Source organism: Paraburkholderia sp. GAS38, assembly GCF_050434965.1.
In the GTDB taxonomy this organism is placed as follows: Bacteria; Pseudomonadota; Gammaproteobacteria; order Burkholderiales; family Burkholderiaceae; genus Paraburkholderia; species Paraburkholderia phenazinium_A.
In genome coordinates, this window is sequence record NZ_JBNDJO010000008.1 from 303,068 (window position 1) to 326,238 (window position 23,171).

A 23,171-nucleotide genomic window follows, 5' to 3' on the forward strand; every position below is an offset into this window, starting at 1 on the left:
TTGAGTGGGACGACGCCTACGCGCGCGCCGTCGATAGACCGGACTGTATTCGAACCATGGGAAGGGAAAAACCGCCGCTCAGGCTTAGATTATTTCCTCGCAGGCGTTAATCCCCCCGATCAGAAAGACCGGGACAGGACAGATCAGCGAATGGCCCCAAACAGGCGCGCCAGGTCGAGATGCCCGGCCAGCGTATCGGCCAGCCGGTCGAGCGAGGCTTCGCGCAGCGCCGGATAATCGACCGCCTCGGCGTCGCTCAGGCCGGCCCATTGCAGCAGCGAGGCGCACGCGGCCGGCGTGTCGAACAGGCTATGCACGTAAGTGGCGAGAATCTGCCCATCCGCCGAGCGCGCGCCGTCCGGACGCTCGCCCCCTTCCGGCGTCGCCAGCCGCAACGCCGGCACAGCCAGCGCCGGACCCGCGGTCTCGCCCATGTGAATCTCGTAGCCGGCCACATCGGCCGCGCCCGGCAGCGCGAGGCAACCCGTCACGTTCTTCAGCGTCTTCTCGCGCGTCAAGGTGGTCGAGTAATCGAGCCAGCCGAGACCCGCGACGCTCCCCGGCGTCCCTTCGACGCCATGCGGATCGGCCACTTCGCGCCCAAGCATCTGCATGCCGCCGCAAATGCCGATGACCTTGCCGCCATAGCGCAAATGGCGTTGCAGCACCTGGTCCCAGCCCTGGGCGCGCAGAAACGCGAGGTCGCCCTGCACGTTCTTCGAGCCGGGCAGAATGATCAGATCGGCGGCGGGCGGTGGCGTCCCGCTGCGCACGTAGTGAAAATCGACCTGCGGATGCGCACGCAATGCGTCGAAATCCGTGTGGTTGCTGATATGCGGCAGCACCGGCACGACCACGCGCAGCGTCGTGTGTGCTGCGGCGCCCGCCACCTGCGCGGCGCGCAATTCGCGCGGCAGCATGTCTTCGGCGTCGAGCGTGAGGCCATGCAGGTACGGCACCACGCCGAGCACCGGCTTGCCGGTCCGCGCTTCGAGCCAGTCCAGACCCGGCTTGAGCAGACTGATGTCGCCGCGAAAGCGGTTGATGATGAAGCCGCACACACGCGCCTGCTCGCTCTCCGACAGGCACGCGAGCGTCCCGGTCAGATGGGCGAACACCCCGCCTCGATCGATATCCGCGACCAGCACGACCGGACAATCGACCGCCTCCGCAAAACCCATGTTGGCGATATCGCGATCGCGCAGATTGATTTCCGCGGGACTCCCCGCCCCTTCGACGAAGATCGTGTCGTAGCCCGCCTGCAGACGCGCATACGACTCCAGCACCGCTTCGAAGGCCACGGGCTTGTAGTCGTGATACGCGCGCGCATCCAGATTCATGCGCGCCTTGCCGTGGATGATCACCTGCGCGCCGCGATCGCTGGTGGGCTTGAGCAGCACGGGGTTCAGGTCGGTGTGCGCGGCGATGCCCGCCGCCACCGCCTGCAATGCCTGGGCGCGGCCGATCTCGCCGCCGTCGACCGTCACCGCGCTGTTGAGCGCCATGTTCTGCGGCTTGAACGGCGCCACCCGCACGCCGGCGCGAAGCGCGAGGCGGCACAGGCCCGCGACGAGCGTGCTCTTGCCCGCGTCGGAGGTCGTCCCCTGGATCATCAGCGTGCCACGCGGGATACGCACTGCGTCAGGCAAGTTCGAAGTCTCTGGCATCGTCACGAAACAGAAGGTCCCGCTGGTTATCCGAAGCGGGCATTATCCCATCGCGCCAGGACGCCCCGGTACAATCACGCCATGATTCCTCGCGACCTCACCTTCGTTCTCGGCGGCGCCCGCTCGGGCAAAAGCCTGCATGCCGAACAGCTCGCGAGCGACAGCGCGCGGCCCGTCACCTATATCGCCACCGCGCGTCGCGCCGACGACGCGGAATTCGCCGCCCGCATCGCCCATCATCGCGCGCGGCGTCCGGCCCACTGGCAACTGATCGAGGCGTCCGTGGATCTCGCCGGCGCGGTTGCACAAGCCGACGCGCCGGGGCACTGCATCCTGATCGACTGCCTGACCTTGTGGCTCGCCAATCTCCTTTGCCCACCCGACTGCGCCGCCGCGAGCGACGATTACCTCGCGCGCTTTGCGGCCTTCGAGGCGGCGCTTGGCGCGGCCGCCGGCAAGATCATCGTGGTCAGCAATGAGATCGGTCTCGGCGTGGTGCCGCTGGGCGCCGCCACGCGTCTCTACGTCGACGAACTCGGGCGGCTCAATCAACGCATCGCGGCCTTGAGCACCCAGGTCACGATGATGGTCGCGGGCCTGCCGCTCGCACTCAAGACGGCGGTCCGCTAACCATGCTGTCGCTGCCCCTGATCGCCGCGCTGGCAACCGCCGGCGTCGCCGTGGACCGCTGGTTCGGCGAACCGCGCACGGCGCATCCACTCGTCGGCTTCGGCAAGCTCGCCATGCGCATCGAAGCGCGGCTGAACACCGGGCGGCGCGGACGATTGCTCGGCATCGTCGCATGGGGACTCGCCGTGTTGCCGCCGGTCCTCGTCGCCACGTGGCTCGTCGCGGTCCTGCCGTTCGCCTTGGCCTGCGCCGTACATGTCGTGTTGCTTTGGTTCGCGCTCGGCGCGCGCAGTCTCAACGACCACATTGCACCCATCGCCCGCGCGCTCGCCCAGCGCAATCTTGCCGAGGCCCGCACGCTGACCGCGCGCATCGTGTCGCGCGAGACCGGCAGCGCCGACGAAGCCGCACTCTCGCGCGCCGCCGTCGAATCGGCGCTCGAAAACGGCAACGATGCGATCTTCGGCGCGCTCTTCTGGTTCGCCGTGGCGGGTGGTCCGGGCGCGCTCGCGTTTCGCCTTGCCAACACGCTCGACGCCATGTGGGGCTATCGCACGCCGCGCTATCTGCGCTTCGGTTGGGCCGCCGCACGCATCGACGATGGCCTCAACTGGTTTCCCGCGCGCCTGACCGCCGCGAGCTATGCGCTGCTCGGCGACACGCGCACGGCCTGGCGCTGCTGGCGCGAGCAGGCGCCGCGCTGGGACAGTCCCAATGCAGGGCCCGTGATGGCGTCCGGCGCGGGCAGTCTCAACGTGCTGCTGGGCGGTGCTGCGGTGTATCACGGCGCGATCGAACAACGCCCTACGCTCGGCGCGGGGCAGCCCGCCAACGCCGGGCATATCGTCGCGGCGCTGCAACTGGTTGAGCGCACGGTGATATTGTGGCTCGCAGTCCTGATCGTGCTTGCGTTGCTGAGCGTCCCGTTTCATGGCTGATTTTATGGCTGATCCCATCGTCCACGGCGGCAATCTGCACGAAGCCTCGCAGCGCTACGGCATTCCATACGCGCAATGGCTCGATCTTTCGACCGGCATCAATCCGCAAGGTTATCCGGTGCCGCCGCTGCCCGCCGACGCATGGCGCCGCCTGCCCGACGAAGGCGACGGTCTGGCGGCATGTGCCGCCCACTACTACGGGGCCCCCGATGCGCGGCATGTGCTGCCGGTGGCAGGCAGCCAGGCGGCCATTCGCGCGTTGCCTGGACTCATACCGCATGCGACGGTGGCAATTGCGCCGCTGACCTATAGCGAATATGCCCCGGCGTTCGAGCGGGCGGGTCATCGGATCGTACCGCTCGATATCGCATGCGACGCGTTGCCTGACGATGTCACGCACGCCGTGATCGTCAATCCGAACAACCCGACGGCCGATCATCTGAGCGCCGCAAAACTGCTGCAGTGGCACGCGCAACTGACGGCACGCGGTGGCACGCTGGTAGTCGACGAGGCATTCGCGGATGCGATGCCTGGGGCCTCGCTTGCCGCCTGTACGAACCGCGCCGGCCTTGTCGTGTTGCGCTCGCCCGGCAAGTTCTTCGGCCTCGCCGGCGTGCGAGCCGGGTTCGTGTTGAGCGATCCGGTGCTGCTAGGAAGGTTGCGCGAGATACTCGGCGCATGGACCGTCAGCGGTCCCGCACGACATGCGGTGAGCGCGGCCTTCACAGACCTCACATGGCAAAACCAGATGCGCGCGCAACTCGCGGCGCAAAGCGCGCGCCTCACCGGTTTGTTGCAGGCACAACGTTTCTCGCCACACAGCACGCCGCTTTTCGCGTGGACCGACGACCCGCGTGCCGCCGCGTTGCATCGCGAGCTCGCCTTGCGCGGTATCTGGACACGGTTGTTTCCCGCGTCGGCCAGCGTGCGGTTTGGCTTGCCAGGCTCCAGGGACGAGTGGCTGCGGTTCGAGCAAGCGCTAAGCGAAAGCGTTCATGTAATCGAAGCGGCGCGCGCAGGTTGACCTGCCCGGCGCGCACCTATCGAAAGCGCACCCATCAAAAAACTCACGTCTCGCCACATGATCCGACTGCCCCGCCTCGTCTCACTTGCCGGCGCCATGCTGCTTGCCTGCGCTTACGCGTCGTCGGCACACGCCACCGTCACCGCGACTGACGACACCGGCGCGACCGTCGCGCTCGCCGCACCGGCGCAACGCGTGATCAGCCTCGCGCCGCACGTGACCGAGCTGATCTATGCAGCGGGCGGCGGCGCGAAACTCGTCGGCGCGGTTTCGTACAGCGACTATCCGCCCGAAGCGAAGCAGGTGCCGCGCGTCGGCGACAACAAGGCGCTCGACCTCGAACGCATCGTCGCGCTCAAGCCGGACCTGATCGTCGTCTGGCGGCACGGCAATGCGCAGGCCCAACTTGAACGCCTGCGCGAACTGCACATTCCGCTCTTCTTCAGCGAACCGCATCAACTCGACGACGTTGCCGTGACGCTGACCCGGCTCGGCACCTTGCTCGGCACATCGGGCACCGCAGACGCGGCGGCCAGCGCTTACCGGCAGGACATCGCGCAGTTGCGCAGCCGCTATGCGAGCCGGCCGCCCGTCAGCGTGTTCTATCAGGTCTGGGATCAGCCGCTGATGACGCTCAACGGCACGCACATGATCAGCGATGTGATCACGTTATGTGGTGGACGCAACGTGTTTGCGAAACTCGCGCCGCTGGTGCCGACCGTTTCCACTGAAGCCGTACTGGCGGCCAACCCGGAAGCGATCGTGACCGCATCGGCGGGTGCGACCAAGCCTGACGCGCCGCTACCGCAACTGGAGAAATGGCGCGCGTGGCCGAGCCTCAAGGCCGTGGCGCGCAACAACCTGTTTGCGATCGACGGCGATCTGATCGACCGGCCCGCGCCGCGAATCGCACAGGGCGCCAGGCAGTTGTGCGAGGACCTGGAGGTGGCGCGCTCGCGCAGGCCCGCGAGTGAGGAGTGAGATTCGCGTGATGGCGTGTCACGCTATTGGTTGAAGATTGAGACGACGCAGCCAACCCGACACGCGACACGCTCACGCATTCCACCGCACGAGCGACCAGACCTGCCGCTCATCGTCACGCCGCAGCCACACCACGCCGGACATATCGAGCGACCATTGCGTCGAACGTGCCACCGGCACGCCCAGCACCAGCGACGCAAGCACCCGTATCACGCCGGCATGCGTCACGACGTAAGCCGGCGAGCATTCGCGCGTCAGCCCAAAGCCATCGAGCCACGACTGCACCCGCTCGACGAACTGCGCGACACTCTCGCCGCCATGGGCGCGTGCGTGGTCGAAATCGGCTGCCCATTCATCCAGCAAGCTGCGACCGATCGCATCCCAGCGCTGTAGCTCCCACGCGCCGAAATTCATTTCCTTCAGACGTTCGTCGACGCTATGCGCGCAGCCGAAATTACCGGCCATCGCGCCTGCGACCGACGCACAACGCAGCAGCGGACTGGAGAGCAATACGCGCGGCGGCGGCACCTGCAAGGTGGCGAGGCGCATCGCCAGCGCCGCGGCCGACGCGGACGGATCGTCGGCGAGCGCTACGTCGCTTTGGCCGTAACACACGCCTTGCTCCACGGCGACGGCCGGATGTCGCATCAGAACGAGATCCACGCGAGCCCCAACAGATAGATAGCCAGTTCGAAAATCTGCTGCGCGAAACCAAGGCAATCGCCGGTATAACCGCCAATGCGTCTGACGAAATAGCGGCCCAGCACAAAGCGCAGTACTGCCAACATCATAAGCGTCGCACACGCGAAGCGCCAATCCGGCCAGAACAGCGCCGGCAATCCGAACAGCGCCGCCCACGCGAACGCGGCGCCGCTCAGGCGCTGCGCCACGGGCTTCGCCTTGCCTTCCGCGCGCACATAGTCGAGCGTCGCCAGATAACTGATCGCGCAGGTGCGGCTCGCGGCATGTGCCGCAATTATCAGACCTGCCGCCCGCAGCGGCGGCAACGTCGACAACGTCTGCCACTTCAGCGCCAACGCGATCACGAGAGCAATGGCGCCGAACGCGCCGATGCGCGAATCGTGCATGATGCGCAGCACGTCCTCACGCGTATAGGCGCCGCCGAACGCATCGCAGCAATCCGCCAGACCGTCCTCGTGGAAGGCGCCCGTCACCAGCAGGGTCGCGGCCATCGACAGCAGCACGGCCACGCCCGGCGGGAACACGCGCAACGCGGCCAGATAGACGAGCGCACCCAGTCCGCCTACCAGCACACCGACCAGCGGAAAATAACGCGCGGCCGCGTTCAGATAGTGCGGCTCATAGCCGACCCAGCGCGGCACCGGCACGCGCGTGAAATACCCCAGCGCCGTGAAGAAATAGCGCAACTCCATGAGCGGGTTCATCAGCGTGCGACGCCTGTGAGCCGCTCACGCATCGCGGTCCGCGACACCGGCCGATTCGAAGCTCGCCATCTCGTTCAGGAACGCCACCGCCGCGCGCAGCAGCGGCACCGCGAGCGCCGCACCGGTGCCTTCGCCAAGCCGCATGTCCAGCGCGAGCAACGGGATGCCGCCGAAATGATCGAGCATGCGGCGATGCCCTGCTTCGTTCGAGGCATGCGCAAATACGCAATACTCGCGCACACTGGGCGCAAACGCATCGGCCACCAGCAGCGCGGAGGTGGCGATGAAACCGTCCACCAGAATCGTCATGCGCGCTTCGGCGGCGGCGAGATACGCACCGGCCATCATCGCGATTTCGAAGCCGCCGAAGGTTGCGAGCACATCCAATGCGGTGGCGCTCGACACAATGGCGCCGCGCGCCTCGGCACCCTGCGGATGACGCGCAAGCGCCGAGGCAAGCACGTTGCGTTTCTTCGCGAGCCCGGCATTGTCGAGCCCTGTGCCGCGACCGACGCATTCGTCGATCGGCACGCCGCACAGGCGGCTCATCAGACAGGCCGCCGCCGACGTGTTGGCAATCCCCATCTCGCCGAAACCGATTACGTTGGTCCCGAGCGCCGCGTGATGGCGCACGCGTTCTGCGCCGGCACGCATCGCGGCGAGCGCCTGGTCGCGCGTCATGGCGGGTTCATGGGCGAAGTTGCGCGTACCGGCCGCAATGGGAATATCGACGAGCCCCTCGGTGCCCGGCAACGGCGTTGCAATCCCCGCATTGACCACTTCAAGCGTGATGTCGGCCACGCGGCTCAACGCGTTGATGGCCGCGCCGCCGGCCAGAAAGTTCGCCACCATCTGCGCGGTCACGGCCTGCGGATACGGACTCACCCCTTCCTGCGCGATGCCATGGTCGCCGGCGAACACGATCATGGCCGGGCGCTGCACCGTCGGATGCGTGGTGCGCTGGATAAGGCCCATCTGCCGCGCCAGCGTTTCGAGCCGCCCGAGGCTGCCGGGCGGCTTGGTCTTCGTATCGATGAGGTGTTGCAGCGTGCTGCGCAGCGTCTGATCGAGCGGTTCGACAACGGGTAAAACGAGGGACGAAATCATAGGGCTTCGAGTAAAAGATCAGTTCTTGTTCGTTCTTCAGGGTGCCGGTCCGGCCGACCCACGCTGCGCATCGGGCAGCCGCGGTGCCGGAATCAGCGCCTCGTGGCCGCCGTCCTGCAGCAGGATCAGCGGATAGCCGAAGGCGCGGCTCGCGAGCGTGGGCGTCAGCACTTCGCGCACCGGGCCGGCGCAGGCCACGCCCGTGCCGTCGAGCAGCAGCGCATGCGTCGCGAAACGGCGCGCCAGGTTCAGGTCGTGACACGAAAACACTACTGTACGCTTCGGCGCACTCGCCCAGGCAGTCAACGCCTCGAGGCAATCGATCTGGTGATGCAGGTCCAGATGCGACAGCGGTTCGTCGAGCAGCAACAGCGGCGCATCCTGGCACAACACGGCGGCCAGTGCGACACGCTGCCGCTCGCCGCCTGAGAGCGACAGCACGTCGCGCCTCGCGAAACTGGCGAGGCCCAGCAAGTCGAGCGCGGCATGAGCGGCCGCGCGATCGGCTGCGCCCTCCCAGCCCCACCCTGCCAGATGCGGAAAGCGGTTCAGCATCACGATATCGAGCACGCTGGCGCTGAATGCATCGTGCGCGCTTTGCGGCATCAACGCGCGGCGCCGCGCGAGCGGCACCGGCGGCCAGTCGGCCACGCGCACGCCATCGAGTTCCACCTGGCCCGCGGCAGGCTGCTGCAAACCCGCCAGCGCCGAAATCAGCGTGGTCTTGCCGGCGCCGTTCGGCCCGGCGATGCACCAGACTTCGCCGGGATAAAACGTATGAGTGAAGCGCTCGAGCAGCGTGCGCTCGCCCGCGCGCAACGTGATCTGTTGCGCGCTGAGTGTGGCCACGGTGGATGGGGATGTCGTGCGTGTCGTCATCGCGGCCTGCGTAGCAGCATCCACAGAAACACCGGCACGCCGATCAGCGCCGTGATCACGCCCACCGGCAATTGCGCCGGCGCGATCACCGTGCGGGCGACAAGGTCCGCGCCCATCACCGCCATGCCGCCGCCGAGCGCGGCAGCCGGCAACAACATGCGCTGATCGTTGCCGAACGCAAGCCGCAACGTATGCGGCACCACCAGACCGACGAAGCCGATCGTCCCACCGGTCGTCACCGCAGCGGCGGCCGCGAGTGAAGCCACGAGATAGACACGCAAGCGCAGGCGCATCACGGATACGCCCAAAGCCTGCGCGGCCGCATCGCCGCGCAACAGCACATTGAGTTGCGGCGCCGCGGGCAGCATCGCCACCAGCACGACGACGAGCGCAGCGAGTGCGAGCCAGGGCATACCGCCGCCGTTCAGGTCGCCGGTCAGCCAGAACAACATCCCGCGCAAACGGTCGTCCGGCGCGAGCGTCAACAGCAAGGTGATCAGCGCGCCCCAGCCTGCTGCAATTACCGCGCCGGTCAACAGCAAACGCGGCGAGGTGTCCTGCGGCTCGCCACGCCACAACTCGCGGCGCGCGAGGCCGAGCACCAGCAGGATCGACACGAAAGCGCCGGCAAAGGCACTTGCATCGACGAGCCACCACGCGCAACCGGCCATCATCGCAAACAGCGCGAAACTGGCCGCGCCGCCGGACACGCCCAGGACATACGGTTCGGCTAACGGATTGCGCAGCAACACCTGCAGCAACGCGCCGGCCACCGCGAGCAACGCGCCGCATGCGAAGCCGGCCAACGCGCGCGGCAAACGCAGCGAGCGGACGATCTCGCCCGCGAGGTCGGCGGGGACGCCGCTGTGGGAGGACTGCGGCAGGAGCGCAGCCAACACGCGCGCGGGCGTGAGCGGCACGCTGCCGAGCGCGAGCGAGGCGATCAGCACGGCCAACGCCAGCACGGCCAGCACGCACCAGATCGCCGCCGCGCGGCGCGCGTGCATGACCGGCATGCGGCGCACGGACAGTCGATTCATCCGCGCAGCCTCAGCGCCGGCGGCATGACGCGATTGCCGTTGCCGGCCCGGCGCGAGGCAGTCGCTGTCACGCAGGTGAGTGCAGAGGTAGGCCTGCTCATAGTCCTTGTTCGAAAGATCCTGCTGGAATTTTTGTGGCGACGTAGCACGTCTTCGTGACGTTGTGGTGTTGTAGCGCGCTGCACGACCCACCTTCACACGCCTCTCGCGCAGTGGCACACTCGCGGGTTTGCGTTTGAAACCCACGTCCTGGTCGGCCTGCGTGAGCACGCGGACGCTCACTGTTGCGGGGCAACACAGGTGGGGGTCGCGTTGGCGGACTCGTTCCCTGTCTGCCGTTTAGCAGCACACGATAGTCGGAAAATCGCGTACGGACATCAGGGCGCCGCAAGTTTATGAGCGCCGGAAAAACCCGTCAAGAAAGGTCAAAGCGTACCGGTTCTGTGCGGTTGCAAACGGATAAATGTGAAATTCAGGAGGACCTACAGGCCGATTCGGCCACCGAAGTCTGCACAAAGCGATGCTGTTACGTCTCGAAACGAGACAATTGTCGGAACCTGCGACATTCCGCGCTAAAATGTCACGTCTTTAGAGGACGCAGCACATGCTCACCGAACTCGAAACACTTTCACAGAATATCGGCAGGCTGATTTCGATCAGCCAGCGTCATAACGAAGCGCGTCAAGCGCTCGAAACCCAGCTCGCCCAGGTGCGCGCCGAGGCCGATGCAACACGCGCAGAACTTGCGCAGATGCGCGAAGAACGCGATGCGCTGCAAGCGGAGCGCGACGCGCTGTCGGCGAAGATCGACGACGCCCAGGTGCGCCTGAATGCGATCCTCGAAAAGTTGCCGCGTGCACGCGCTCACAATGAGCCGGACAACCAGCTCGACCTGCTCTCACCCGCGCACGAGTCGCATGACGCGCATCAGGAAGAAGAGGCCGGCAGCGCCGTCACCCGTCACGGAGAAAACGCATGACCACCAAGCAGATCGAAGTATCGATTCTCGGCCAGCCGTATCGTCTCGCCTGTTCGCCGGAAACCGAAGCTGCGCTGCTTGAGGCGGTGGCACGCGTCGACGCGGAGATGTCGAAGATCCGCGCGCACAGCAATGTACGTGGCGTCGATCGCATTGCCGTGATGGCTGCGCTGTCGCTGGCATCGGAACTGCTTAAGCTGCAAGCGAGCGTGCGGCACGGAGAAGCATTTCCTGCTGAGGAAATCCGGCGTACAATGCATCAAATGAACGAACAGCTAGGTACTGTGATTCAACAGTACAGCATGCAGTAAAAAGGTTTAAAGTAGCTGCACGGCCAAGTTCTGACTCAAGTGTGGAATTCAAGCGAAGTGCGCGATCAAGCATCAGCAAGCACTTGAGGTCAATCAGTTTAGCTTCCCTGCCTGGTTCGCCAAGGTCATATATTCCTTGAACCAATGCCATGTGCACGGTTGTGGAAATTTGCAGCACGGGTGTGCGCGTCACTCTGTCTGATGTACCCGAAGTGCTGCTAACTGCGACCAATTCTGAACTCCCGGTTCAGGATGCCGGCCTAGCGGCTAAGGCGGGGACCTTATCAAACGGCATCGGACATGGGTCCGGTGCCGTTTTTCTTTTGGGTCCTGTCTTTGCGTCGCCGCTGTGTGCGTTTCGCTTTTAGGCCTTGATTTGCGGCGTTTTCTCTTTCTTTTCAACGTTCAATTCGATTCATGCGCTATTGGCTAATGAAGTCCGAACCGGACGAAGCGAGCATCGATCACCTCGCCCACGCCCCGCACCACACCTTGCCGTGGACCGGCGTACGCAACTATCAGGCGCGTAATTTCATGCGCGACATGATGCAGATCGGCGACGGCGTGCTCTTCTATCATTCGAGCTGCCCCGAGCCGGGCATTGCCGGCCTCGCCGAGGTCGTGTCGACACCCTACCCCGACCCCACGCAGTTCGACGCGAAAAGCCCCTACTACGATCCGAAGTCGACACCTGAGACACCACGCTGGGTACTCGTCGACGTTGTCTTCAAGAAGAAAATCCCGTTGATTCCGCTTGCCGCGTTGCGCGAGCATGCGGAACTCGCGGACATGCGCGTGCTCGCCAAGGGTAACCGGCTGTCGATCACGCCCGTCACCGAAGCCGAGTGGCGCTTCATCACGAAGCGGCTAGCGTAGCGTGCATAGCCAGGCAGTGCGCCGCGCGGCGCACTCGCTTCGCGCCGCGGCTTCGCGCCGCGACAAGCCAATTGTCAAGTCAGGGAACCAAGGCGGGGTGCGCGACGACTAATTGGGTCGCAAGCGCGGCTCATCCGCATCGACCGCACAAGCAGGTCGCAAGCGGCAGCCGCGCGCCTGGCCGGCAAGCGTCGTGCCATCGGGTAGAACGATCAATCCCAATGTCGAGCACGCGGCGCACGCAGCGGAACGCCTCATGAAAGGCCTTCGCACGCAGCCAGCCCATATAGTCATCGCGCATAACCTGCTCAAGCAAGGAGTCTAACAATGACGCAAAAAACCGCACGTGCCATCGCATTCGCCATGGCCCTCGCCACTCCGCTCGCACTTGCATCGGCCGCTGCCCACGCGCAGGGCGTCACGCAAGCCGAACCGTCCGGCGTGCTGTCGCTGAACGCGCAAGCCAGCGCCGAGGTTCCACAGGATGTCGTGGACATCACCCTGTTCTACGAACAGGAAGCGAGCGACCCGTCCGCGCTCACCAGCACGCTCAACCAGCGCGCCGATGCCGCCCTGCGCCAGGCCAAGGGCGTGAGCGGCGTCACCGCGCGCACCGGTTCGTTCTCCATCTATCCGTCCACCGATCGCGATGGGCGCATCTCGGCATGGCGCGGCCGTACGGAAGTGGTACTGGAGTCGCATGATTTCGCCGCGGCCTCGAAGCTGGCCGGTCAGATGGCCTCGAACATGCAGGTTGGCAACGTGCAGTTCTCTCTGTCGCCGGAAGCGCAGCGCGCGGCGGAGCAGAAGCTCACCAGCGAAGCCATCGCTTCGTTTCGCCAGCAGGCGAGCGCCGGCGCGCAGGCGTTCGGCTATAGCGGTTATTCGATTCGTGAAGTCAACGTCGGGCACAACGGTGTGATGCCGCGTCCCATGATGATGATGAGCGCGCGTGCGATGGGCGCCGATGCAAAAGCGGCCGCACCGCTGCCGCTCGAAGGCGGTACCTCGACGGTGACCGTGAACGTGTCGGGCTCCGTGCAGATGAAGTAACGCGCGGACACGCGAGCGGAACGCGCAGTACGACCCGTTGCACGAAGAGAAACGCCACGGCATGCCGTGGCGTTTCTTCATTCAGCGCGGCATGACGCTCAGTTCGCGCCGACGGCCTTGGCCGCTTCGCGGCCCTTGCGTCGATACGCCCACACCAGCAGGCCCACGCCGGCGACGATCATCGGCATCGACAGCCACTGCCCCATCGACAGTCCCATCGCCAGCAAGCCGAGGAAATCGTCGGGCTCACGGGCGAATTCCACCGTGAAGCGCGCGAGACCGTAGCCGATCAGAAACACCGCGGAGATCGCTCCGAGCGGGCGCGGCTTGCGCGAGAAGAACCACAACACGAAGAACAAGGTGATGCCTTCGAGCGCGATCTCATACAGCTCCGACGGATGACGCGGCAGCATGTGGTATTGCGCGAAGATATCGTTCAGATGCCACTTCGCCGCCAGTTCCGGGTGCTTCGTCAGCCAGATGGCGTCGTCGTTCGAGGCGCCCGGGAACATCATCGCCCACGGTGCGTTCGGATCGGTCACGCGGCCCCACAACTCGCCGTTGATAAAGTTGCCGAGCCGGCCCGCCGCGAGCCCGGTGGGCACCATCGGCGCAACGAAATCGGTCACCTGCAGCCACGAGCGCTTGCGCTGATACGCGAACAGCACCATCGCGAGCGTGACGCCGAGGAAGCCGCCGTGAAACGACATGCCGCCTTCCCAGACCTTGAAGATGTCGAGCGGATGCGCGAAGTAGTAGTCGGCCTTGTAGAACAGCACATAGCCGAGCCGGCCGCCGAAGATCGTGCCGAGCACACCGTAGAACAGCATGTCGTCGATATCTTTGGCGGTCCAGCCTTGCGCGGCGACGTACGGCAGACGCAGGCGCAGCCGGCCGACGACGATCGCCATGATGAAGGCCACCAGGTACATCAGGCCGTACCAGCGCACGGCGAGCGGCCCTAGATGGATTGCGATCGGGTCGAAGTTGGGATGAATGTGCATCGTATTGTTATGGGCAGTTCAGGTTCAAAAGCGGATTCGATAAGGCCAGGCAGATTGGCGTTGTTGGCATTGGACGGGCCACGACGCGATGGGTTCGCCGCAAGTGGGTCACGCCAGGCAAAAAGGCGCAGTGTAAGCCCCGTAGCTTTCACTCCCCTCACCCGGCGGGCAAGCCGGCCTGCGCTTCGACGGTGGCGGCATGCGCGCGCACGATGTCGATAAACCCGGCCAACACCGGGCTCACCTGCGCGGTGCGCCACACCAGCCCCGTCTCGATGGCCGGCACCGATTCGCGCAGCGGCCGGTACACCACACCGGTGCGGCGCAGGTTACGCAGCGATTGCGGCACCAGTGCGACACCCATGCCCGCCGATACCAGGCTCACGATCGTCTGCATCTGGATCGCTTCCTGGCCGATGCGTGGCGTGAGGCCGGCCACGCCGTAGCAATCCATAATGATGTCATAAAAGCCTGGCGCGAGACGCCTCGGGAAGATCACAAGCGGGGCATCGGCGACATCGCGCAGGCTGATCGGCGCGTCGAGCCACTCGGCGCCGGCCGGCGTGTCGGCGTCGCAACCCCGCCCCTTGATCCGCCCTTCGACCCGCGCGGCCATCTCCGAAGACATGGCAATCACCAACGGCTCGCGGGCAATCGGCAACCACGACAGGTGCGCGGCATGACGCGGCGGCAGCGGTGCGATCACGAGACCGGCGTCGATGCGGCCGGCCACCAGTTCGTCGATCTGCACGTCGCTCGTGGCTTCGGTCAGTTGCAGGCGCACGCGCGGATGACGCCCGCCGAAGTCGCGCAGCAGCGAGGGCAAAAGGCCGTAATCCGCAGTCGAAACGAAGGCCAGCGACAACACCCCCGCCTCGCCGCGCGCAAGGCTCTGCGCGAGCGGCCGCAGGCTTTCCGCGCTCGCCAGCAGTCGCCGCACCTCGGGCAGCAGGTCGGCGCCCACCTGGGTCAGCTCCACCGAACGCTTGGTGCGCGCGAAGAGTTCGACGCCCAGCGTCTCCTCCAGCGCGCGAATGGCTTGCGACAACGGCGGCTGCGTCATGGAGAGGCGCGTGGCCGCGCGGCCGAAGTGTTTCTCTTCGGCGACGGCAATGAAATAGCGCAACTGGCGCAGATCGGGCGTGACAGGGAGTGTCATCAATATATTTTACGACCTAATAGGCCGCTAATAATACATTGAACACGCCCAGCGAAAAACGGCGTTCTTGCCAGAGGCGCCACCACCTAAACTGGACATGAACCGAGTTGAGCTTGCCTCGATGGTCCGGTCCCAACCTGTGGGACCGGAGCCACGGATCAAAACACACTGGAGCTCCCCATGCCGCACAACCGTCGCTCGAAGAACATCACGCAAGGCGTCGCACGCTCGCCGAACCGTTCGATGTTTTACGCCATCGGCTATCAAAAGGAAGACTTCGACAAGCCGATGATCGGCATCGCCAACGGCCATTCGACGATCACGCCTTGCAACGCCGGCCTGCAGCGCCTCGCCGACGCGGCGGTCGTCGCAGTCGGGGGCGCCGACGCCAACCCGCAGATCTTCGGCACGCCGACGATCTCCGACGGCATGTCGATGGGCACCGAAGGCATGAAGTACTCGCTCGTCTCGCGCGAGGTGATCGCCGACTGCATCGAGACCTGCGTGCAGGGTCAGTGGATGGACGGCGTGGTGGTGATCGGCGGCTGCGACAAGAACATGCCGGGCGGCATGATCGGCCTCGCGCGCATGAACGTGCCGGGCATCTACGTGTACGGCGGCACGATCCGGCCGGGCAACTGGAAGGGCGTCGATCTGACCATCGTGTCGTCGTTCGAAGCGGTGGGCGAGTTCACGGCGGGCCGGATGTCGCAGGAAGATTTTGACGGGATCGAACAGAACGCCTGCCCGTCGACGGGTTCGTGCGGCGGCATGTACACCGCCAACACCATGAGCTCGTCGTTCGAAGCGCTCGGCATGTCGCTGCTGTACTCGTCGACGATGGCCAATCCCGATCAGGAGAAAGTGGATTCGGCGGCCGAATCGGCACGCGTGCTGGTCGAAGCGGTCAGGCAAGACCTGAAGCCGCGCGACATCATCACGAAGCAGTCGATCGAAAACGCCGTGGCCGTGATCATGGCCACGGGCGGCTCGACCAACGCTGTGCTGCACTACCTCGCCATCGCGCATGCGGCGGAGGTGGAATGGAGCATCGAAGACTTCGAGCGCATGCGCAAGAAGGTGCCGGTGATCTGCAACCTGAAGCCGTCGGGTCAGTACGTGGCGACCGATCTGCACAAGGCCGGCGGCATTCCGCAAGTCATGAAGATCCTGCTCGACGCGGGCATGCTGCACGGCGATTGCATCACCATCACCGGCAAGACGCTTGCCGAAGAACTGAAGGACGTGCCGGCCAAACCGCGTGCGGATCAGCAGGTGATCTTCCCGATCGAGAAAGCGCTGTACAAGGAAGGCCACCTCGCGATCCTCAAGGGCAATCTTGCGGTCGACGGCGCCGTCGCCAAGATCACCGGCCTGAAGAACCCGGTCATCACCGGACCGGCCCGCGTGTTCGACGACGAGCAAAGCGCGCTGGAAGCGATTCTCGCCGACAAGATCAAGGCCGGCGACGTGGTCGTGCTGCGCTACCTCGGCCCGAAAGGCGGCCCCGGCATGCCGGAAATGCTCGCGCCGACTTCGGCGATCATCGGCAAGGGGTTGGGCGAAAGCGTGGGTCTGATCACCGACGGCCGCTTCTCCGGCGGCACATGGGGCATGGTGGTGGGGCACGTCGCGCCGGAAGCGTTTGTGGGTGGCACGATTGCGTTCGTTCAGGAAGGCGATTCGATCACCATCGACGCCCACACGCTGCTCCTGCAACTGAATATCGACGACGCCGAACTCGCGCGCCGCCGTGCTGCATGGCAACAGCCGAAGCCGCGTTACACGCGCGGCGTGCTGGCGAAGTATTCGGCGTTGGCGCTGCCGGCCAACAAGGGGGCGGTCACGGGGTGAGCTTGAGCGGACCACGTCCGCACCGCCACAAAAAGCCGAAGGGGGCGCACGAAAAACCGTGCGCCCCTTTCCTTTTATAATGCCTGCACCACAAGTCGGGCACCTGCACCGACGGAGACCAGAATGAAATCAATGTCGTATGCAGCAATAGCGTTGGCGGGCACGCTCGCAATCAGCGCTTCGGCGCAGGCGGAATCGGCTCCCGGCCTCGCGCTCGCGCAGCAGCAGAACTGCATGAGCTGTCACTCGGTGAACCGTCCGTTCATGGGACCGGCGCTGCATGACGTCGCCGCGAAATACGCGTCGCGCGCCGACGCGGAAACTTACCTCGCCCATAAGATCATCGACGGCAGCACGGGGGTCTGGGGTCAGGTGCCGATGCCCGCGAACACCCAGCTCACGCCCGATCAGGCCGCCGTGCTGGCCGGCTGGATCCTGACGCTGAAATAAGCCGCGCGCCTCCTTCACCACCCCGCGCGTTCAATGCTCGGTCGAACGCCGCGCCATTTCTTCGTTGACCGCTTCACGCACCCAGCCGGTCATTTCCGTTTCGAGCGCCAGCGCGACTTCGCGTGTGATCTGGTTGACGAGCCACGTGGTGTGATCTTGCAGTGCATCACGGCAGCGCGCTTCGATCACTGCGCGCCCTTCGCCCGTCAGATAACTGGCAAAACGTCCGCGCAGACGATCGGCCAGCACGTCGGCATCGAGGTTGTGAACCGGCGCGACCGGAACGGGAGCGCGTCCAAAGTGGAAAGCTGAGCTGGGTTCGAACGCCTCGGCGGGCTCAACGGGCTCAACGGGTTCAGGCGGAGCCGCGAGTTCGAACGGTTGCGGCGCCGAGGCCAGCTCGAACGGCGCCGGCGGCTCGGGCAGCTCGAAAGCCTGCACCTGGGCCGGCGTGACCGAGTGCACGGTGACGCCATCGGCCGGCTCCGCAGCGACAGCGGCCGGCGCTTCTTCTGCACCCGCTGGCTCAGCCGCAGCCGCAGCCAGCGCCTCATCCGCGCCATGGCCCGGCCGCGCGTGCGCGGGCTTGCCTGGCACGAGGATCTCGTTCAGAACCGGTATTGAAGTATCGAAGGATGTATCGGACGAATCGGGCACGAATAGACTCCGTCGATGAATCGGGCGATGAGGCAACGCCGCCTCGCCAACCGGCGCGAACCGCGCCGGTTGGCGGCGTCCTCGCACGGCGGCACGGCAACGCTAGCCGCCCTGCTTGTAGTTGTTGAGAGCATAGCCGCGATCGCGGTAGAAGCGATAGCGTTCGCGGCCCGCACTCAGTTCGTCTGGTGCGTTACCGACCACTTCCAGCAATCTCTCGAAACGCGCGAACTGCGCCGGCACCTCGGCGCCGAGATTCAGCAGCACCTGGTAGTGCGGCACGTTGTCGAGATTCGCGGCCAGCACGATCGGCGTTTGCGCGGCGAGCGCGCTGTCCGCCATGCAGTGCGGCACGAACTCGAGCGGCGCGAAGGTCCACAACTGCTCATCGAAAACACGCAGGCGCGCCGGCTCGGCCAGCACGATGGTGGGCTGGCCGGCCTGGTACGCCTTGCGGACCAGGCGGCACGCGTACAACAGCGAATCGCCGACGTTCGAGTGAAAATCGATTCTCGTCATCGGCGGCTCCGCCTCGGCGCAACGATCCGCGCGTCGGTCCTGCGATGGATCATTGTGCAGCGCGATCGATCAAGAACTGCGACAGCAACGGCACCGGACGGCCGGTTGCGCCCTTCGCTGCACCGCTCTTCCATGCCGTGCCGGCGATGTCGAGGTGGGCCCACGGATAGGCCTCGGTGAAGCGCGACAGGAAGCACGCCGCCGTGATGCTGCCACCCGGACGGCCGCCGATGTTGGCGAGGTCCGCGAAGTTCGACTTCAACTGATCATGGTATTCCTCGTCGAGCGGCATGCGCCATGCCGGATCGGACGCTTCGCGCGAAGCGTCGAGCAGCTCGCCCGCCAGCGCGTCGTCTTTCGAGTACAGGCCGCTGTTGTGGTGGCCCAGCGCAATCACAACAGCGCCGGTCAGGGTTGCCACATCGATCACCGCAGCCGGCTTGAAACGCTCGGCATAGGTCAGCGCGTCGCACAGGATCAGACGGCCTTCGGCGTCGGTGTTCAGCACTTCGATCGTCAGGCCCTTCATGCTGGTGACGATGTCGCCCGGCTTGGTGGCGTTGCCGGCCGGCATGTTTTCGCAGGTCGGGACGATGACCACCAGGTTGATCTTCAGGCCCATTTCCGCGACCGCACGCAGCGTGCCGAGCACCGAACCGGCGCCGAGCATGTCGTACTTCATCTCGTCCATGCCCTCGCCCGGCTTCAGCGAAATGCCGCCGGTGTCGAAGGTGATGCCCTTGCCGACCAGCACCACGGGAGCGGCCTTGGCGGCGGCGCCCTGGTACTGCAGCACGATGAACTGGGGCGGTTCGACCGAGCCGCGCGTGACGGACAGGAACGAACCCATGCGCAGCGCTTCGAGCTGCTTCTGGCCCAGCACTTCGACCTTCAGCTTCCAGTCTTTGGCGAGCTTCCTGGCCGTATTGGCGAGGTAAGTCGGGGTGCAGACGTTGCCCGGCAGATTGCCGAGGTCGCGCGTCAGGTCCATGCCGTTGGCGAGCGCCGCGCCTTGCTTGGCGGCGACCTTGGCGGTTTTCTCGTCGCCGGTGTCGACGCTGAACACGACGCGCTTGAGGGCGCGCGGGGTCGTGTCCGGCTTGCTCTTCATCTGGGTAAACTTGTACGACAGTTCGCGCAGCGCGAGGATGGCCGTGCGCACACCCCAGTCGGCCGAGCGCTCGAGCACCGGCAACTGGGCGAGCGTGAACGTGACCTGAACGATCTTGGTGGCGAGAATGGCGCGCCAGGCGGCCCGCACGGCGTCGCCGTAGGCTTTCTGGTTGAAGGCGTCCTGCTTGCCGAGGCCAACCAGCAGCACGCGCGAAGCGCCGATACCGGACACTTCGTGCAGGAACAGGGTGGTACCGCTCTTGCCGTCCATGTCACCGGCTTTGATGATGCGGGTCAACAGACCTTTGGTGGCCGCATCGATCTCCAGTGCGGCACCCGACAGCGTTTGCGACTCGAAAATGCCGATCACGATGCAATCGGACTTTCCAGTCAGGAACCCGTTTGACGAGCCTTTGCTCCAATCACAGGCTTTTATGCTAAAGTCCATCGCGCTTGTCCTCGGATAAAATCTGGGCTTAGGATGAAAGCCGCAATTATCCGCTATTTTTCCCGCGGCGGCTGCACGGTAAGCTGGCGGGACCAACCCGGCGCCTAATAAAAGGCCGGGCCGCCCCAAGTATTTCGCCCTCTCGAGGGGCCTGGCGCGAAGCGGCAGGTTGGGCGGCACTCTCAAGGCACGCACTCTCTTCATCAACAATGATCTTTGAACGCTCCCTCCAGCGCGAACTCGCGTACACGGCTGGTGCCGTGTTCATGGTTCTCCTCACGCTCGTGCTGACGACGATGATGATCCGGATCGTCGGCTTCGCGGCCTCCGGGGAAATCGATCCACGCGACGTGCTGGTCCTGATCGGCCTGACGGTGATCGGCTATCTGGCCATCATGCTGGTCGCGACCCTGTTCGTGTCGATCCTGTTCGTTCTGACGCGCTGGTACAAAGACTCGGAAATGGTCGTCTGGCTGGCCTCGGGCGTGAGTCTCACGCGCTTTATCCGGCCGATCGGCGTGTTTGCGACGCCTATCATCATCCTCATCATGTTCTTCGTGTTCGTCGGCTGGCCGTGGTCGAACCAGCAGAGCAAGCTGATCCGCGCGCGCTTCCAGCAGCGCGACGAGGTCTCGCTGCTCGCGCCGGGCCAGTTCCGCGAATCGGCCGTGAGCCACCGGGTCTTCTTCATCGAGAAGATGTCGCCTGACCAGTCGCGCGTCGAGAACGTGTTCGTGACCAGCACGGAAAACGGCAAGGTCAACGTGGTGGTGTCGAAGACGGGCCATACCGAGACGCACAAGAACGGCGACCGCTTCGTCGTGCTTGAAAACGGCCGCCGTTACGACGGCGAGCCGGGCAAGCCGGATTTCCGCATCATGGAATTCGAACGGTACGGCGTGAAGATCCAGAGCCAGCCGGTGGTCAACGTCCCGACCACTACCGGCACGCCGACGCTGGAACTGCTGCGCAACCCGACCAAGGACAACCTCGCCGAATTCGCGTGGCGCGCGGGCTTGCCGCTGATTGCGATCAACCTGATGCTGCTGGCCATCCCCCTCGCCCACCAGAACCCGCGGCGCGGCCGCACCCTCAATCTGGTGATGGCGGTGCTGATTTATCTGACGTATTCGAATCTTCTGAACGTGGTGCAGTCGTGGGTCGAGCAAGGCAAGATGTCGTTCCCGGTGGGGCTGATTGGGCTGCACGTCATCGTGGCGGGGATTGTGGCGTTTATTTTCTGGCTGCGCGTGCGCAATCGGCCGCTGTTTTCGCGGGCGATGTTCCACCGTTCGTCGCAGGGAGCCTGACCGATGCGGATCTATGAAAAGTACTTCGCGAGTCAGGTCTACCTTACGTTTCTCTTCGTCCTGTTTGCGTTTTCGGGTCTGTTCTTCTTTTTCGACCTGATCAACGAACTGAACTCGGTGGGTCACGGCAACTACAAGTTCCAGTATGCGGTGCTGCGGGTGGCGCTGCAGACGCCGTCGCGCTTCTACGAAATCATTCCGGTGGCCGCGCTGATCAGCTCGATCTACGTGTTTGCGCAGATGGCGGCGAACTCGGAGTACACGATTTTCCGGGTATCGGGTCTCGCGACGAATCAGGCGCTGCGTTCGCTGCTGAAGATCGGCATTCCGTTGGTGTTCCTCACTTACGTGATCGGCGAAGTGGTCGGGCCTTATACGGATCAGTTGTCCGAACGGGTGCGGCTGGAGGCGTTAGGTTCGGCGGTGTCGACCAACTTCGAGTCGGGCGTGTGGGTGAAGGACACGTTGACGGCGCGGGCGGACGGCGAGCAGGTGACGCGTTTTGTGAACGTGGGCAAGCTGCAACCGGACGCGTCGATCACCAATGTGCGCATCTACGAATTCGATTCGAAGTTCCGCCTGTCGAACGTACGGATTGCGGAGAGCGGCAAGTATCAGCCGCCGGGCCACTGGTTGCTGAAGGACGTGACGGATACGCAATTGCTCGACGTGCCGCCGCTGGCGGGAACGCCGAAGGATGCGCTCAATCCGGTCTACCGGGCGAGCCAGACGACCGTGCCGGAGTACTCGTTGCGTTCGGAGCTGACGCCGCAGATTCTGTCGGTGCTACTGGTGTCGCCGGACAATATGTCGATGTTCAACCTGTTCCGCTACATCCAGCATTTGCAGCAGAACCATCAGGACACGCAGCGGTATGAAATTGCGTTGTGGCGCAAGCTGCTGTATCCGTTTGCGGTGCTGGTGATGCTGGTGCTGTCGTTGCCGTTTGCGTATCTGCATACGCGCGCGGGCGTGGTGGGGGTGAAGGTGTTTGGCGGGATCATGTTGGGGATGAGCTTCCAGCTCTTTAATACCTTGTTCTCGCACATGGGGATGTTGAATACCTGGCCTGCGCCTTTGACTGCGGCTACGCCTGGGTTAGTGTATCTGGTGCTTGGGTTGGTTGGGTTGAAGTGGGTGGATCGGCATTAGGGGTTGTGCCATGGCGTTGCATGGGATCGTGCTGTTTGGACATGGGGCTCGGGACGCTCGGTGGGGTGAGCCTTTTTTTCGGCTTGTTGAGAAGGTGCGGGCGTCTCATGGCTCCGCCGGGCCTGTTTCGCTGGCGTTTCTCGAGTTGATGGAGCCGGATTTGCCTACGGCTGTTGCCGAGCAAGTTGATCAAGGGTGTGATGCTGTTACCGTTGTGCCTGTTTTTTTTGGGCAAGGTGGGCATGTCAGGCGGGATTTACCTGCGGTGCTTGATGTTTGTCGCTGTGCGCATCCTGGGGTGGATATTCATTGTGCTATCGCTGTTGGGGAGGATGAGTCTGTGATTGATGCTGTTGCTCTGTATTGCCTTCGGCAAGTGCAGGGTTAGCTTAGCTTAGCGATTCTTTGCCATTCTCTGGCTGATTTTGCCTGCGGCGCCTTGGTTTTGGCGTTGTTCCTGCGGTGTTGGCCTCTCCTTGTTTTCTTATCGGTCTATTAGCTTCGCCCCTGTGCGGGGCAGCACTTACTTTCTTTGCCGCCGCAAAGAAAGTAAGCAAAGAAAGCGGGCTGCCACCGCTAGCCCGTAGTGAGCCATCCCGGTTTGCTCCGGGGAA

Annotated in this window: 24 protein-coding genes and 1 other RNA gene; 14 read left to right on the forward strand and 11 right to left on the reverse strand. The window is 64.6% G+C overall.

The features are described from left to right. Window positions 1-143: 143 nt before the first annotated feature. On the reverse strand, window positions 144-1,667 hold the full coding sequence (locus P3T42_RS20865; protein WP_429307122.1) for a cobyric acid synthase: 1,524 nt from the start codon (window positions 1,665-1,667) through the stop codon (window positions 144-146). Between the two features lie 81 nt (window positions 1,668-1,748). On the opposite strand from P3T42_RS20865, the gene cobU reads away from it, so the two are divergent. From cobU to P3T42_RS20885, 4 genes are read left to right on the forward strand one after another with little or no spacing between them, the layout of a single operon-like run. Then, on the forward strand, window positions 1,749-2,297 hold the full coding sequence (gene cobU / locus P3T42_RS20870; protein ID WP_429307107.1) for a bifunctional adenosylcobinamide kinase/adenosylcobinamide-phosphate guanylyltransferase: 549 nt from the start codon (window positions 1,749-1,751) through the stop codon (window positions 2,295-2,297). 2 nt (window positions 2,298-2,299) lie between these two features. Beyond that, window positions 2,300-3,235 (forward strand): adenosylcobinamide-phosphate synthase CbiB, encoded by a 936-nt coding sequence (gene cbiB / locus P3T42_RS20875; RefSeq protein WP_429307108.1) that lies wholly within the window; start codon window positions 2,300-2,302, stop codon window positions 3,233-3,235. Window positions 3,236-3,239: 4 nt separating this feature from the next. Beyond that, entirely contained in the window at window positions 3,240-4,259 is a 1,020-nt protein-coding gene (cobD, locus tag P3T42_RS20880) for a threonine-phosphate decarboxylase CobD (RefSeq protein WP_429307109.1), read from the forward strand. Window positions 4,260-4,316: 57 nt separating this feature from the next. Continuing rightward, window positions 4,317-5,240 carry a cobalamin-binding protein gene (locus P3T42_RS20885; protein ID WP_429307110.1) on the forward strand — a complete coding sequence of 308 codons (924 nt, stop codon included), beginning with the start codon at window positions 4,317-4,319 and terminating at the stop codon, window positions 5,238-5,240. Between the two features lie 72 nt (window positions 5,241-5,312). On the opposite strand, the gene cobC is transcribed toward P3T42_RS20885, so the two are convergent. From cobC to P3T42_RS20910, 5 genes are read right to left on the reverse strand one after another with little or no spacing between them, the layout of a single operon-like run. Next, the gene (cobC, locus tag P3T42_RS20890; protein WP_074302083.1) at window positions 5,313-5,903 is read right to left on the reverse strand and encodes an alpha-ribazole phosphatase family protein; all 591 of its coding nucleotides are present in this window, start codon (window positions 5,901-5,903) and stop codon (window positions 5,313-5,315) included. Next, on the reverse strand, window positions 5,888-6,646 hold the full coding sequence (locus tag P3T42_RS20895) for an adenosylcobinamide-GDP ribazoletransferase (protein ID WP_074302084.1): 759 nt from the start codon (window positions 6,644-6,646) through the stop codon (window positions 5,888-5,890). The genes cobC and P3T42_RS20895 overlap by 16 nt, the downstream gene beginning before the upstream one ends. A 24-nt stretch (window positions 6,647-6,670) precedes the next feature. Then, on the reverse strand, window positions 6,671-7,753 hold the full coding sequence (gene cobT / locus P3T42_RS20900) for a nicotinate-nucleotide--dimethylbenzimidazole phosphoribosyltransferase (protein ID WP_074302085.1): 1,083 nt from the start codon (window positions 7,751-7,753) through the stop codon (window positions 6,671-6,673). A 36-nt stretch (window positions 7,754-7,789) separates the two neighbouring features. Further along, window positions 7,790-8,632, reverse strand: coding sequence for an ABC transporter ATP-binding protein (locus P3T42_RS20905; protein WP_074302086.1), 843 nt, complete (start codon window positions 8,630-8,632; stop codon window positions 7,790-7,792). Next, window positions 8,629-9,672, reverse strand: a complete 1,044-nt coding sequence (locus P3T42_RS20910) for a FecCD family ABC transporter permease (protein WP_074302749.1) — start codon at window positions 9,670-9,672, stop codon at window positions 8,629-8,631. Before P3T42_RS20910 ends, P3T42_RS20905 begins: the two co-directional genes overlap by 4 nt. Before the next feature lie 604 nt (window positions 9,673-10,276). Between P3T42_RS20910 and P3T42_RS20915 the strand changes: the two genes are divergently transcribed. From P3T42_RS20915 to P3T42_RS20935, 5 genes are all read left to right on the forward strand, one after another. After that, window positions 10,277-10,651: an ATPase gene (locus P3T42_RS20915; RefSeq protein ID WP_074302087.1), complete on the forward strand. Its 375-nt coding sequence runs from the start codon at window positions 10,277-10,279 to the stop codon at window positions 10,649-10,651. Next, window positions 10,648-10,962 (forward strand): cell division protein ZapA, encoded by a 315-nt coding sequence (locus P3T42_RS20920; RefSeq protein WP_074302088.1) that lies wholly within the window; start codon window positions 10,648-10,650, stop codon window positions 10,960-10,962. The genes P3T42_RS20915 and P3T42_RS20920 overlap by 4 nt, the downstream gene beginning before the upstream one ends. A gap of 101 nt (window positions 10,963-11,063) precedes the next feature. Next, a non-coding RNA gene (gene ssrS / locus P3T42_RS20925) (6S RNA) lies at window positions 11,064-11,245 on the forward strand. Window positions 11,246-11,379: 134 nt separating this feature from the next. After that, window positions 11,380-11,838 carry an EVE domain-containing protein gene (locus P3T42_RS20930; RefSeq protein ID WP_074302089.1) on the forward strand — a complete coding sequence of 153 codons (459 nt, stop codon included), beginning with the start codon at window positions 11,380-11,382 and terminating at the stop codon, window positions 11,836-11,838. 327 nt (window positions 11,839-12,165) lie between these two features. Continuing rightward, the gene (locus tag P3T42_RS20935; RefSeq protein WP_074302090.1) at window positions 12,166-12,891 is read left to right on the forward strand and encodes an SIMPL domain-containing protein; all 726 of its coding nucleotides are present in this window, start codon (window positions 12,166-12,168) and stop codon (window positions 12,889-12,891) included. A gap of 98 nt (window positions 12,892-12,989) precedes the next feature. Here P3T42_RS20935 and lgt read toward each other — a convergent pair whose 3' ends face one another. Together lgt and P3T42_RS20945 are read right to left on the reverse strand one after the other, a co-directional pair. Beyond that, entirely contained in the window at window positions 12,990-13,895 is a 906-nt protein-coding gene (gene lgt, locus P3T42_RS20940) for a prolipoprotein diacylglyceryl transferase (RefSeq protein WP_429307111.1), read from the reverse strand. Between the two features lie 157 nt (window positions 13,896-14,052). Continuing rightward, window positions 14,053-15,054, reverse strand: a complete 1,002-nt coding sequence (locus P3T42_RS20945) for a LysR family transcriptional regulator (RefSeq protein WP_429307112.1) — start codon at window positions 15,052-15,054, stop codon at window positions 14,053-14,055. A gap of 180 nt (window positions 15,055-15,234) precedes the next feature. Between P3T42_RS20945 and ilvD the strand changes: the two genes are divergently transcribed. Then, window positions 15,235-16,908, forward strand: coding sequence for a dihydroxy-acid dehydratase (gene ilvD / locus P3T42_RS20950; RefSeq protein WP_429307113.1), 1,674 nt, complete (start codon window positions 15,235-15,237; stop codon window positions 16,906-16,908). 123 nt (window positions 16,909-17,031) lie between these two features. Then, window positions 17,032-17,358, forward strand: a complete 327-nt coding sequence (locus tag P3T42_RS20955; protein WP_074302094.1) for a c-type cytochrome — start codon at window positions 17,032-17,034, stop codon at window positions 17,356-17,358. Window positions 17,359-17,388: 30 nt separating this feature from the next. Here the strand turns inward: P3T42_RS20955 and P3T42_RS20960 are convergent, their stop codons facing one another. The 3 genes from P3T42_RS20960 to P3T42_RS20970 all read right to left on the reverse strand — a co-directional run bounded on the left by P3T42_RS20960 (window position 17,389) and on the right by P3T42_RS20970 (window position 20,095). Then, entirely contained in the window at window positions 17,389-18,015 is a 627-nt protein-coding gene (locus P3T42_RS20960) for a DUF2486 family protein (protein ID WP_429307114.1), read from the reverse strand. Between the two features lie 102 nt (window positions 18,016-18,117). Then, complete coding sequence (locus tag P3T42_RS20965; protein WP_074302096.1) at window positions 18,118-18,534, reverse strand: DNA polymerase III subunit chi; 417 nt, start codon at window positions 18,532-18,534, stop codon at window positions 18,118-18,120. Between the two features lie 49 nt (window positions 18,535-18,583). Further along, a complete protein-coding gene (locus tag P3T42_RS20970; protein ID WP_074302097.1) occupies window positions 18,584-20,095 on the reverse strand; it encodes a leucyl aminopeptidase in 1,512 nt (503 codons plus the stop codon). Window positions 20,096-20,304: 209 nt separating this feature from the next. Between P3T42_RS20970 and lptF the strand changes: the two genes are divergently transcribed. The 3 genes from lptF to P3T42_RS20985 are packed head-to-tail and all read left to right on the forward strand — an operon-like array spanning window position 20,305 to window position 22,945. Then, the gene (gene lptF, locus P3T42_RS20975) at window positions 20,305-21,405 is read left to right on the forward strand and encodes an LPS export ABC transporter permease LptF (RefSeq protein ID WP_074302098.1); all 1,101 of its coding nucleotides are present in this window, start codon (window positions 20,305-20,307) and stop codon (window positions 21,403-21,405) included. A gap of 3 nt (window positions 21,406-21,408) precedes the next feature. After that, a complete protein-coding gene (lptG, locus tag P3T42_RS20980; protein WP_074302099.1) occupies window positions 21,409-22,557 on the forward strand; it encodes an LPS export ABC transporter permease LptG in 1,149 nt (382 codons plus the stop codon). Window positions 22,558-22,567: 10 nt separating this feature from the next. Further along, a complete protein-coding gene (locus tag P3T42_RS20985) occupies window positions 22,568-22,945 on the forward strand; it encodes a sirohydrochlorin chelatase (RefSeq protein WP_429307115.1) in 378 nt (125 codons plus the stop codon). The last annotated feature ends 226 nt before the right edge of the window (window positions 22,946-23,171 follow it).